Source organism: Mariniblastus fucicola, assembly GCF_008087665.1.
In the GTDB taxonomy this organism is placed as follows: Bacteria; Planctomycetota; Planctomycetia; order Pirellulales; family Pirellulaceae; genus Mariniblastus; species Mariniblastus fucicola.
The window spans coordinates 909,640-922,574 of the sequence record NZ_CP042912.1 but is presented as its reverse complement, the minus strand read 5'-3'; the positions used below and the strand labels follow the sequence as shown (position 1 = coordinate 922,574).

The following is a 12,935-nucleotide window of genomic DNA, read 5'->3' as shown; positions in this document are numbered from 1 at the left end:
GAACTTTCCATCGTTGTTGACAAAAACAAACACTGCGGTTGCACGAAATGAACCGACTGCGTGAATTGCAACGCTATGGATTAACTGGTGCATCGTATGAACGAAAATGCACTTTGCAAGAAATAGCGATCGCAAAATTCACGCACGCAGAACGCACTTTCCCATGCACTCCCGCGAGCTAACAGAGGTACGCTCGAGCGAAAATTCAATCGAATCGCAAAATGAAAAAGCTCACCCAGAAACGTCGCGACAACGTCGCCACAGCAATGCGACATTGAAATCGCCGAACAGAACGCGTTTTTCGTTGCAACCAGTTGTTCGAAACGGCCACTTTGTCATGACGGGACAGACAGGCAGCCATTTGGGCCACTTATGCGATCTCAAAATGCGTGAACATTCGAAATCTGAACTACGTTTGCCAACCCGCAAAACACACGCACGACACCCGCACGCACAATCAGCAAAAAGACAGAAGGTTGGGCCATCTTTCCATGGCGGTTCTACGTTTCCCGTGTATTCTAACACCCGACATTCCATGGAGTTCCACGACAGGGTCACCGATCAGGGTCGTGGCCTAAAACATGTGCGACCATCCGTTGCAATCGGTTGCAGCACCGCCCTAAACTTAGTTGGCTCTCCTGAAGATCGTCGAGCTTTCGTTGCTGTAGCTGGCCGACTTTTCAGAACCACTGACTCCATTTACTGAATAGTTCAAAGTGCAGAAAGGAAACCCGATGGCGTGGACGCGAAAAAGTTTGGACAGGTCTTACGCCTGCAACCATCAGATGCTCAAATTTTTTCGCAAGCGCAAAGGATGGTCGCAGCAACAGCTGTGCGAAGCAGCGGACGTGAGCGTTCGCGTCGTCTGCAAAGCAGAAACAGGCGCAGCCATATCGACAACTTCGATCGACAAATTCTCGACGGCTTTGTCGATGCCAGAACACGAAGTCTATCCGGAAGACCTGATCAGTGACCCGCGACAACTTGCAGAACGATTTGTGAATGCATTGCACGTTCACCGGCAAAACTTGTTGGATTCTATTGGCGACATGATTGACCCGGGGGCTGAGTTTCGAATTGTTGGCAACCCCAGAAAAATCCCCTTCGCCGGCCTTCACCGTGGCCCTCGAGCGTATCGACGAGCACTTAAAAAGTTTTATCAGATCTTCGAGATACCGAATGACTTCGACCATACAACTGCGTACGAGTATTTCCCCAAAGGCACCGAGGTCGTGCTTTGGGGCGCGACCTGCCTGAGGCTTGTCGGCAGTAAAGCACCCGCCGAAAAAGTTCAGTATCGAAAGCGATTCCGCTTTCGGCGAGGGATTCTGGTTTCGTTCGAAGACCATTACGACGTTGAGAAAGGCGAGCAAAGTGTCGCCACTGCTGCCGAAGTTCAAGGGAAAAAGGTCTACGACCCACTGGAGGACAGCACGTGTGGCATCAACCTGTAGCAAAAGCGCAATACAACGACAACGCAAATTGCGGGGCCGAACGGTCAGCGAAATGCGGACTTTGACTGCCTGGATTCGTTGATTGTTCAAGAGGGCAGAAACAAGCAACATTTATCGACAGATGCAGCTTATCGAATGAACCGTTAATGTTGGCATCAATCTTCAACGTCAAATGGCCGGCTTCTGTTCAACATCGCGCCTTACTGGCCGATGCGACCGATGCACAAACGTAGTAAACTGCAACCGGATAAGAACGATTAGATGGATAAAACGGCCAGTTGGAAAACGCTTTCACGCCCGACCACACACGCGTAAAGCCGGACTAACTTTTCTGCTGGTCAACCACCACGGAGACGCATCATGAGTTGGACGCGACAAGAGTTAAAGCAGTCTTTCACTTGCAACGGGGCCTACATCAAGTATCTGCGAAAACGGATGGGATGGTCGCAACGTGAATTGAAAATCGCTTCGGGATACAGCGAGCGATTAATTTCCAAAGCAGAAGCCAACGGCAGTATCGTCCTGGCAACTCTGGTTGATCTTGCACAAGCTCTCAGCACTCCGCAGGAAATTGTTCGCCCTGAGCAACTGGTGTTTGATCCGATCGCTATTGCGAAATCAATTACGCACGCGACCTACGTACTGCAACGGAACATGTTCACCCGCATGCAACACATGATCGCGGATGACTTTGTCCTCGAGGCCATTGGAGACCCGAAGCAGTTTCCATTCGTTGGCAGGTACGAGGGTGTCGACGGTTTTCGCGAAGCCATCGATCGTTTCTTCTCCTGCATGGAGGTCCCGGCGAATGTCGACCACACGCAGTGGTATGACTATTTCCATTGTCCAAAAAATGAAAACGTTGTTGTGGTTTGGGGTCAATCCTGGATTCATCCCATCGGATCGCCTTTAGACAGTCCGCTCGATATCACGCAACGCATTGAAATCAGAAACGACAAGGTTTGCTATTTCGAGAATCGATATGACGCGAGCCTGTCTTCGACCGTCGATTCAAATCGAACGAATCACGAAGACCGTCGTCGGTTCCAAAGTAGCTCTTGAAAATCAGCAAGATGTTACTGAGTCTGATTCGGCGGCACGGCGTTCGAGTTTGCAGTATCTGAAGTTGCCTGCTCCAAATCTTTGTCGGCAGAATCTGTTTCAGCTGCGTTAGATTCACCCTGATCTGATTTGCGACTGACGCTTTCAACAACTTCTTTTAGCTTCCCAAGGCTCTGCTCATACTCGCGCGTCATGCCGTTCACGAAAACGTGTCTGAAGTAGCCGTAGAAGGGACCAGAAGGAAGCGTCCCGTCACTTTTCCATGTAACCAAAGTTCCGTCGTCTTTGGGCTCCAGAGAAATCGAAGCTTCCATTTCAGGGAAGTTCGCAAATCGCATCCGATAGTCAACTTGCTCGTTCGGCTTTTGGTCCGCAAACCACAACTTGCCGTCGCCGCGAACATCGGTCCAAGTTTGGCTTTTCCCGTCGGCACTATATTCTACCGTCAAGTCCTCGATAGAATCGGGATCCCACTGCGACCACGATTTCCAATCTGGCAAACTATCGATTTGCGCGTAGACCTCCGCCGGCGTCGCGTTGATTTCCCGGGACGCTGAAAACGAATAGCCATGAGGCAGCAGCGAACCGATAATTGCGAAAACGAGGATTACGCAAGCGACCAGAGCCAGGAGTCTAATCCAATATTTCATTCAGCCAGCACTCTATGAACTTGAGACGAGCGACAGGATGCTTCGCTCCGTAGTTGTCATTATAGGGTTCATCGTTTGCCCACACGACAGGCTGACCATGTGTCCGAACAAAGTTGGCTTGTTGCTTGAGCCTGGTTTTCGAGAATAATGTGCTGGCGTGGCAACTGGCGATTGGATTCCGGAACCCGACTGATACAATTGAATCGCTTCCGACACCTACAACTGGGACTCAGCATGGCCGACGAAACTTTCGCATTGCACCAACTGGTGGCAAGAGACAGGCGATACCCGATTGAGGCCTATTTTTTTGTTCGAGACGCGCTTTCTTATGCTGCTGATTCGATGGAATTGAGCAATCAGTACCGTCACGAGACTGAGGTGTACGAATCCGCTGAGGAACACCATCTGACCGGTCAACAGCTTTGCGAAGCGATACGCGAATTCGCCCTGAATCAGTTTGGCTTGATGGCTCGTATCGTGCTCAAGAACTGGGGCATCGTGTCGACGTCCTGTTTCGGCGACATCGTCTACAACATGATTGAGATCGGTTTGATGAAGAAGTCCGATCAGGATCGCCGCTCACATTTCAACGATGTCTACGAGTTTGAGCCTGCGTTCGACGAACAGTTTGAAATCTGCAGCTCCCTGGTGAAACGCCGCGTCTAGGATCGCTTGCTACACCATGGCCAATTCACAAAACAGCCTTAGCTGGATCTACGCTCGGGCTATCTACTATCCGACACTGCTTTGGAACATGCTGCTTGGCCGTTGGCTGAAAGTTCGCAACTGGTGGGACGTTGTCGACGATGACATCGTGCTTGGTGCATTCCCTTTCGCCCGAGACGTTGAGGCGATGTACGATCTGGGTGTGCGAGCGGTGGTCAACACCTGCGAAGAAGCTTGTGGACCTGTCGCTGAGTACGAAAAGTTTGGTATCGATCAGTTTCGGATGCCGACCGTTGACTTTACTCATCCGTCATTGGAAGACGTCACGGCAGCTGTGGCGTTTATCGAGTCGCATGTTGCTCGAGGCCATCGAGTCTACATTCACTGCAAGGCAGGGCGTGCAAGGAGTGCAACCGTCGCCATTTGCTGGCTAGTGAAAAGCCGCGGAATCTCGAAAGAAGAAGGCCAAGAGATCCTGAGCAAAGCCAGGCCTCATATCAATCAGCATCTCTGTTCGAGGCCAGTGGTGATTGAGTTTGAAAAGGCACAAAAAAAGGCTGCGACTGATTAGCCGCAACCTCTTTGTCGTTTTTAGCCAGTGAATGATCTAGCTTCTTCGTCGACTACCCAAGGCAGTCAGACCAAGCAGCAAGATTCCAATCGCAGACGATGGCTCCGGAACAGCAGTCAACGTGTAGGTCCACGAAAAACCGTAGCCTGCGATGGACAGGTTGCCAAACCCTGCAAGGCCGTCTGCAGGTCCCGCGAGATCTGGACTACCGTTGAATCCAACGTTCGCAGCAAATAGTCCTGATGGGCCTGACGCCGATGTAGGTCCATCCCCGAAAGAAAGAACGGTCCCACCCGCTGGCAAATCAGCCTCATCGAAACCGACAAGCAGAGCTTCAGAGGACACGAACGTGTAGTCCAAGCCGCCAGTGTTGACTTCGAGAGCGTCCGTCCCACCGTTGCTCGCGGCCAAGCCAAAGAAACTGGTAGTAAAGGGGACCTCCGCAGTAAGCAGATCGCCATCGTGATCGGTTGTTGTTCCATCAGCAACCCATGTTGTGAGGTTGCCGCTCGAGTCACGCCCAACCGCAAAGACCGTAACGGTGAAAGTATCCCCGGTCACATCCAAAGACTCTTCGACAAAAAGCTGATCTCCTGCGTTGCCGAAAACAAAGTTTCCGATCGCTTTTGAAGTTCCATCGAACGTGACCTCGGCTGCGCCATCATCCGCGAAGAACCCGGCGTCCAAAAAGCCGTCACCGTCAATATCATCGGTGAAGACTGTCGCCCCAATAGAATACGTACTCCCCATAACATCGCAGCGACCTTCCTGGCTGAAGCCAGTCAATATCAGGGTGAACGCCAAACCGAACGCCGACAGTTTTTTTGCGTTCAGCGCTACGCCTTCTCGAATCTTCATACTCATTTTTGCTCTCTAAATGTCCAAGTCAAAAAAGGAAATCACGGTTGGTGGTCAGCTTCATTCTGCTTAACCAAACGGACATCCATCCCAATTCCTCAAGGCGCCCCCCCGCCTGTTTAACCATGCTAGTTCTGCCAGTCCGGGGTGCAATTGTGACAATTCTGTTAACTGCAAAGATTTTCGAGAATATGCGGGGGCGAATGCTTAGCGGGAAATGCAGCTCCACCAGCCGAGGGCTTTGGAGATCAGCGATTCATTGGAAAAGTCATGTTTTCTACGGCAAAATACGCAATTCAAGCAGTCCTTGCGGCTTTACGGGCTTGAGCTTGACTGCTACCCTATCGAGCCAAGAACTGCCGCAAAAAGGCCAGCTACGGCTGACTTTCAACTGGCGAACCGACATTCGCGTTTTTGAGCTTCCGCTTCGATAGACGCCAAGACCACCTTCTTTTAGAGACGGTTCACCAGACTCAATTTTTGGTATCCCTTGATACCGTCTGCGGGGGTTCTGTGTACTAACCTTAGAACCAAATTTTGACTAGCTTACAAAGGCAAACCACGATGGCAAAGAAGTACGTATATTTTTACGGCGGCGGCAAGAAGATGACCGACGGCGATCGCACGATGCGAGAAATCCTCGGTGGCAAAGGCGCTAACCTCGCCGAAATGTGCAACGCTGACGTGCCAGTGCCTCCAGGCTTCACCGTTTCAACAGAAGCCTGTGCTGTCTATGAGGACAAAGGCAGCTACCCAAAAGAGATGATGCAGCAAGTCAAAGTTGAACTTGCAAAGCTCGAAAAGCTCGAAGGCAAAAAACTTGGCGACGCCAAGAACCCGCTCCTTCTTTCAGTTCGTTCCGGTGCAGCCCAGTCGATGCCGGGAATGATGGACACGGTCCTGAACCTTGGAATGACAGACAAGTCCGTTAAAGGTTTCGCCGAAGCAACCGGTAACCCTCGAGCGGCTTACGATTGCTACCGTCGATTCATCGACATGTTCGGCGATGTGGTCATGGGACCTTACTCAACGCTGAACCACCATCACTTCGAAGAAGCCCTTACGAAGATCAAGAAGAAGTACAAGGCAAAGCAAGATACTGATCTGACTGCTGAGCAGCTGGCTGAGCTTGTGGATGACTACAAAGCAATTTACAAAAAGCACGTTGGCAAACCGTTCCCACAGGACCCAATGAAACAGCTTGAGCTTTCGATCAACGCTGTTTTCGATTCATGGCAAACGGAACGTGCGGTCAAGTATCGCATCCTCAACAAGATCACGGGCCTGATCGGAACGGCTGTAAACGTTCAGACAATGGTCTTCGGCAACATGGGCGACGACTGTGCGACTGGCGTTGCCTTCACACGCGATGGCTCGACTGGCGAAGCCAAGCCAATGGGTGAATACCTTGTCAACGCTCAGGGTGAAGACGTTGTTGCTGGTATTCGTACCCCAATCAACCTGGACGAAATCGTCAACGAAGAAGATCAGGGCTTGGTCAAAGCAGGTAAGCAGCTGCTCAAGATCATGGCCAAGCTTGAGAAGCATTACAAATACCCTCAGGACGTTGAATTCACGATTCAGCAGGGCAAGCTCTACATGCTTCAGACTCGTAACGCGAAACGCGTCGGTCTGGCCGGAGTTCGCTGGGCGGTTGAAATGGCGACAGGCGTTGACCAGATGACTGGCGAGAAATTGCCAAAGCTTCTCAACGCAAAAGAAGCTTTGATGACCGTTCAGGGCAGTGACCTTGAGCAATTGCTTTTCCCAATCTTCGATGCAAAAGCCGAAGCCAAGCAGACTCCGATTTGTTCTGGTTTGCCGGCAGGCCCTGGAGCCGCTGTTGGTGCGATCGTTCTGAACTCGGACAAAGCCGAGCAAATGAAAAAGAAGAACCCGAATCAAAAACTGATTCTCGTTCGCCACGAAACTTCTCCGGAAGACGTCGGCGGAATGGGTGCCGCCGAAGGTATCCTAACCAGCACCGGTGGCATGACTTCTCACGCTGCCGTTGTTGCTCGCGGCTGGGGTAAGTGTTGCATCTGTGGCGCAGGCGACCTGAAGATCAATGAGAAAAAAGGCACGATCTCAGTCGGCGGCAAGACCTACAAAGAAGGTGAAACCATTTCGCTCAACGGCTCGACAGGTAAAGTCTACGTTGGCGAAATTCCTTCTGAGTCATCGCCGATCGTTGCTGCTTTGGTGGAAGGCAACAAAGCCGCCAAGAAGCACTGGATCTACAAGATGTACGAAGTGGTCTCTGAGTGGTCCGACAAATTCCGCAAGATCAACGTTCGAACAAACGCAGATTCTCCGGCTGACTCAAAGAACGCCCGTGCGTTCGGTGCCGAAGGAATTGGCCTTTGCCGTACCGAGCACATGTTCTTCGAAGGCGATCGCATCACCGATGTTCGCCGCTTCATTCTTGCGGACACCGACAAAGAGCGTAACGCTGCGATCAAGAAGCTTTTGCCTCACCAACGCAAAGACTTCGTCGGAATCTTTAAAGCGATGGACGGACTTCCGGTAACGGTTCGCCTGTTGGATCCTCCTCTTCACGAGTTCCTGCCTCACACCGAAGCAGACATGAAGAAGATGGCCAAGGAATTGAGCGTTCCATTGTCGAAAGTTCAGGAGCGTGTTGCTGAACTTCATGAGTTCAACCCAATGCTTGGTCATCGTGGTTGCCGTTTGAGCATCACGTATCCAGTCCTTTGCGAAATGCAAACTCGGGCAATCATCGAAGCCGCAGTCAAAGTTCAGGAAAAGGGCACCAAGGTTCTTCCTGAAATCATGATTCCGCTGATCGGTACGAAGGCTGAGTTGGACTACCTTGAAAAGATCGTTCGTCGCGTTGCCGATGAGATCATCAAAACGAAGAAGTCGAAGGTCAAGTACATGGTTGGAACGATGATCGAGATTCCTCGAGCTGCTCTGACGGCCGACCAGGTCGCTGAAACCGCTGAGTTCTTCAGCTTCGGAACCAACGACCTGACTCAGATGACGTTCGGATACAGCCGTGACGACATCGGATCGTTCCTGCCTGACTACCTGGAAGAGAAGATCCTTGAAACTGACCCGTTCCAACAGATCGACGAATCGGGTGTTGGCCAGTTGGTCGAGATGGCTGTTCAGAAGGGTCGCAGTACTCGTCCGAAATTGAAGTGCGGAATCTGCGGCGAGCACGGCGGTGAGCCGAACTCGGTCAAGTTCTGCGTTCGCACCGGCCTGGATTACGTTTCATGTTCTCCTTACCGAGTTCCAATCGCACGCCTGGCTGCTGCTCAAGCTGCACTGGAAGGCTAAGGCGTAGAACGGTGGCATAGGCTTCCAGCCTGTGGTCATGATAAACGCGGTTGCGGCGGCATCAGCCACAACCATTTGAAATCTCAAACGGCGACATCGATTGTTCGATGTCGCCGTTTTTTGCATTGCCGATCGCTTTATTTAACAAGCAATTCTTCGCCTTCGATTGAAAGCAGCGATCCAGACAAGCAATAGCAAGCTTCCGGCGTTGGGCTCAGGAACTGCCTGAAGTCCAAACGAAATCCCGCGAATCTCAATACCCTTCAATCCGTTGCTGCTGAAAGTTGCGAAATCAAAAAACAGAGCTTCGTCGAATTCGTAACTCATCGGTTCAATTTGAAGCCGACTTCCATCGAACGCTACTGTCGCCATCATTGTTGTTGAATCGACGACGTCACCAAATTCTGTCGGCCCGATCGATTCCAAACGCAAGAATTCAATCTCCAGTTGAACCTGGCCGTTCTCATCCACCCCCAGCAACTGTCTCTCAAGCTGATCTTCCCAGGCAAGGTCTTCGATCGTCACGCCAAATTCGATTCCCAAACTTCCATCCGCCAGATAGCCGTCCTCCAGTGAAATCACCAGGTCGTCGCGGCTTTCATCTTCATCAAAATTCAAAGAAACAATGGCTTTCGCCTCTGGCTCAAAGACTCCGGGAATCGTAGTCTGTGGAATGTCACCCGAAAGAGTACTCAGCACGAGTGCATCTTCGATATTTGAGAAACCCGAACCTGAGTCGGCCGATAAAGACCACTCCAGCCGCCCGGCTGATGAAAGCGGGAGACCACAGATGGAAGGCGTGAAGACTTTTTCGTTTGCCAACATCTCGATGTCGATCTGCTGCAATTCCCTCAAACCGCTATATGTACTGTTCATTACGGCGGGCTGATTATCAACGTGCGGCAATCCAAGCACGTGCCCCAGCTCATGCGTAAACAGACCCTGCAAATCATATGGGCCCAACGGAGAGGCCTGTTCATGATTTGTGTACGAGAAATTCTCGTTGATCACAACATCCGCCCCAGTTGCCTTCCATTCGCACCGAGGCAGATGTGGATTTTGAAAATCCACGTTGTAGTCAATGAGCGCGACGCCAATCGCGCCAAATTGATCAAAGATTGCATTGCTTCCAAAGCTTACGTTGACCGCATTTTCTTGGTATGTCGTGGATGTTCCCATGAAGGAGAACCCAAGGCTGTTAACGCTGGCCTCGTTCCACGTGTTGATTGATGCTTGAAGAGCACTGCTACTGTCGAGCGCTAGCCCGGTGACTGAATCGATTCCGGTATAGCCGTTGTCCCAATAGTAAACCGGCAACGGAAGCTCTTCTTCGCTCCAGAAATCCAGCTCCTCGAGAGGGTTAAAAAATCCCTGTGCGACTGCGGAATCGAATTGTGCCCAGCTGACGATCAGAAGGGCACATAGAAAGAATATTTTTCTCATGGCAATGAATCCCTGGAGTTTGTTTACTCCATAGGACTTCGCTGCCGCCTAAACCGGACAGATTTTTTTTCGGATCGGTCGCGGATTTTCATATTCAAATCACAACCGAAACTCACTGAGAGTGATTCAGGGCGATGTACCGCAGGTGGCAAATTTGGCGATAGCAACCATGCGGAAATCGTCGCCTGCAAAATCAGCCAATCAGTTTTTGTTCCCGCCCTTGGCTTCAGTTCGGTTTCGGTACAAAGACTTGTCGATCGCTGAGATCATTTGATCCGGAGTCGACAGGTACTCATCGCCCAAAAGCTCAACGATCTTCTCCAGACTCGATTCCGGATCCGAAATGAGGGCAGGATAATCGACAAGAATGTGCTCAACGTTCTGAGCCTTGTCCAACCAGCTTACTGACTCGGCTCGATGCCTCGCTAGCTCTCTAACCAGTCGTTTTTCTTCGACCTCCGCCCCAGTCGTCCCCAACCTTTGAATCATCTTCGTCTGCGACGCCGCGATCTCGGAAAGCGGTCGCATCATAAAGATAACTTTATAGCGATGCTTTCTTGGCATTTTGTCCAACAGCATGGAAATTGTTTTAAGCACTTTTCCAGCGTGCGCGTCGTCATCGAGCAACTCCGGTTTCTCTCCGATTTGTTTGATCGCCTCCCATTCGAAGTAGCCTTTGGGATTGTCAGTATCCGCTTCCCGCTCACCATCAGAGATGGGTTCCATCCCCCCGGCCACGAGCATCTGCATCATCAACGACGTTCCGGAACGTGGTAGGCCGGAAACAAGTACAAACGTTTTCCCGGATTCCTCGACTGGATCATTTGGTGACGGTCGCTCCTTGAGCAATCTTTCCTCACGTGTGGCTTCGTCCTCAATTTCTGGCAGCTGAAACTTCGTCCCCCGGCGTTCGTCTTCCGTTTTACGTTCGCCCACCTGGAAACTACTCAGCAGTGCAACCTGTTTGCGATGCTGGTCCGCCAGTGCTTGCTCTCCGTGCATCTCGTAGATACGAACCAACCAGCGATGTGGATGCACCATTTTAGGAGCGAATTTTGCAGCGTTTTTAAACGCCAGAGTCGCTTTCTCAAAATCCTTTTTCCGCGCCAATGCGATCCCCAGAGTCAGGTGGGCCTTCGGCAAACGGTGGACCAGACCGACGGCAGACAGCGCTGAATCAATCGCATCATCAATTCGGTTCATTCGCAGACTCGCTTTTGCCAAACCTTGATAGGCTTGTGCGAGGTCCGGATGAAGCTCGATCGCTTTCCGGTAAGACTTCTCTGCCTGCTTCCAATTTCGAAGCGACGAAAAAGCATCGCCGATCTGGGCGTGCAGCTTCGGAAATCGAGGAGATCTACGTGACGCAAGAGTCAGGTATTTCATACCTTTCTCTACATCGCCCAGCTCAAACTGTAACTTTGCATAGATCACGATTGCCTGAAAAACGACTGTCTTTTCAAGATCAAACGCTTTGTCAATTAGCGCTTCAGCTTGCTTCAAATAGCCGCAACGAAAATAACAGTCAGCGAGCTGGATTATGAAACGATTTTCCCAGGGCGCCAGAACAAGAAGCTCTTCCAAAATCGTCTTCGCTTCATCGTTACGATTCTGCCACATCAAACAGCGCGAGAGATTGTATTTCCCCTCAGTATCGGCAGCCAAGGATTGCTTTTCTTTGTCACCACCAAAATCCTCAACGTAGCCTAACGCCACAAACTGCTTAAGCAGTTCTTCGGATTTGGCATTCGAAACGACCTCTTCTTTGTCGGGCATGCCATGATTGCCCGGCACATCGTCCCACGAAGGTATCGTTGTCGTTTCTTCCGGATCCTCGAAAGCTTCAATCAGTACTCGCCCGTCCATATCGTCGCCGACGGGAAGTCCATACAACTGCAGCAATGTCGGTCCAACATCGATAAGGCTGGCTCCATAAATCCTCTCGTCCTTCTTAATGCCGGGCCCCTTCATTACGAGGATTCCGTATTGTCGGTGCCAAACTGCTGGACCTGCTGGTTCACGAGGTGTACCACGCGGCCGGTAGGCGCCAGATTGAAACCCATGATCCGAGCAAAGCACAATGGTTGTATTTTCGTCAGCCAGTTCCAGAATCCTGGCCAGCATCATGTCGTGAAACTGATAGGCGCCTTTCACGACATCCTTGTAGATTTCAAAGTCCTTTTCCGAAATGCGTGGCAGTTTCGGCGGATGGTATTCCATGAACCCATGAGAGAAATGGTCGATACCTGTGTAATAGATGGCCATGAAGTCCCACGGCTCCAACTCCATTACTCCAGTCGCCACTGAATGAGTTGTCATCATCTCGGCGAAAGTTTTGGCAAATGAACTTAGACGCTTGTCCTTCTTCTGGTCAATTTCCGCAGCAAGAGGAATGAATGGCAGGATATGTTCTTGCCCGATCTCATTTGGAAAGAATTTCATCTGTGCATAAAAAGACTCCTTTTCCTCGGGATGAACCGTACCAGGAGTAATTTGCCAACCAGATTCGGGATCAATGCGAACACCACCGAAAAGGTTGCTGACTACACATCCATCAATCTTTTCAGCGGGATGGCTTGCCCACCAATTGATTACGTTGGATCGAATTCCATTCTGAGAAAAAATATTCCAAAGAGCCTTGGTCTTCCGTGAAACACTGGAATAGGGCCGAGCACCGCCATTTTCATCTGGTTCGACAAATCCGTGAATGCCGTGCTTGTCAGCAAATTTGCATGTCGCAACCGAGTTCCATAGCATCGGCGAAAGCACAGGCTGCAAAGTTGCCAAGTTTGCCATCGTGCCTTCATTTACCAACCCTTCCAGAGTTGGTAAGAGGCCTTCATCCATGAGTGGGTTGATATGTTCCCAATCCGCTCCGTCCCAACCGATCAAAAGGACTTTCTTCTTAGCTTCGGCCATACAACT

Annotated in this window: 9 protein-coding genes; 5 read left to right on the top strand and 4 right to left on the bottom strand. The window is 50.9% G+C overall.

Annotated elements, in window-relative coordinates:
• Window positions 1–785 precede the first annotated feature (785 nt).
• Both MFFC18_RS03340 and MFFC18_RS03335 read left to right on the top strand, forming a co-directional pair.
• The gene (locus MFFC18_RS03340) at window positions 786–1,454 is read left to right on the top strand and encodes a helix-turn-helix domain-containing protein (RefSeq protein WP_148618611.1); all 669 of its coding nucleotides are present in this window, start codon (window positions 786–788) and stop codon (window positions 1,452–1,454) included.
• A 360-nt stretch (window positions 1,455–1,814) separates the two neighbouring features.
• Window positions 1,815–2,516, top strand: coding sequence for a helix-turn-helix domain-containing protein (locus tag MFFC18_RS03335; protein WP_075085220.1), 702 nt, complete (start codon window positions 1,815–1,817; stop codon window positions 2,514–2,516).
• Between the two features lie 14 nt (window positions 2,517–2,530).
• Here MFFC18_RS03335 and MFFC18_RS03330 read toward each other — a convergent pair whose 3' ends face one another.
• The gene (locus MFFC18_RS03330; RefSeq protein ID WP_075085221.1) at window positions 2,531–3,166 is read right to left on the bottom strand and encodes an SRPBCC family protein; all 636 of its coding nucleotides are present in this window, start codon (window positions 3,164–3,166) and stop codon (window positions 2,531–2,533) included.
• A gap of 234 nt (window positions 3,167–3,400) precedes the next feature.
• On the opposite strand from MFFC18_RS03330, the gene MFFC18_RS03325 reads away from it, so the two are divergent.
• Together MFFC18_RS03325 and MFFC18_RS03320 are read left to right on the top strand one after the other, a co-directional pair.
• Window positions 3,401–3,832 carry a Minf_1886 family protein gene (locus MFFC18_RS03325; protein WP_075085338.1) on the top strand — a complete coding sequence of 144 codons (432 nt, stop codon included), beginning with the start codon at window positions 3,401–3,403 and terminating at the stop codon, window positions 3,830–3,832.
• Between the two features lie 16 nt (window positions 3,833–3,848).
• On the top strand, window positions 3,849–4,403 hold the full coding sequence (locus MFFC18_RS03320) for a dual specificity protein phosphatase family protein (protein ID WP_075085222.1): 555 nt from the start codon (window positions 3,849–3,851) through the stop codon (window positions 4,401–4,403).
• Window positions 4,404–4,439: 36 nt separating this feature from the next.
• Here MFFC18_RS03320 and MFFC18_RS03315 read toward each other — a convergent pair whose 3' ends face one another.
• Window positions 4,440–5,267: a PEP-CTERM sorting domain-containing protein gene (locus MFFC18_RS03315; RefSeq protein ID WP_084417220.1), complete on the bottom strand. Its 828-nt coding sequence runs from the start codon at window positions 5,265–5,267 to the stop codon at window positions 4,440–4,442.
• 558 nt (window positions 5,268–5,825) lie between these two features.
• On the opposite strand from MFFC18_RS03315, the gene ppdK reads away from it, so the two are divergent.
• Window positions 5,826–8,567: a pyruvate, phosphate dikinase gene (gene ppdK, locus MFFC18_RS03310; protein WP_075085225.1), complete on the top strand. Its 2,742-nt coding sequence runs from the start codon at window positions 5,826–5,828 to the stop codon at window positions 8,565–8,567.
• A 141-nt stretch (window positions 8,568–8,708) separates the two neighbouring features.
• Here ppdK and MFFC18_RS03305 read toward each other — a convergent pair whose 3' ends face one another.
• Window positions 8,709–10,010 (bottom strand): matrixin family metalloprotease, encoded by a 1,302-nt coding sequence (locus tag MFFC18_RS03305; RefSeq protein ID WP_075085226.1) that lies wholly within the window; start codon window positions 10,008–10,010, stop codon window positions 8,709–8,711.
• A gap of 201 nt (window positions 10,011–10,211) precedes the next feature.
• Entirely contained in the window at window positions 10,212–12,929 is a 2,718-nt protein-coding gene (locus MFFC18_RS03300) for an alkaline phosphatase family protein (RefSeq protein WP_075085227.1), read from the bottom strand.
• Window positions 12,930–12,935 lie beyond the last annotated feature (6 nt).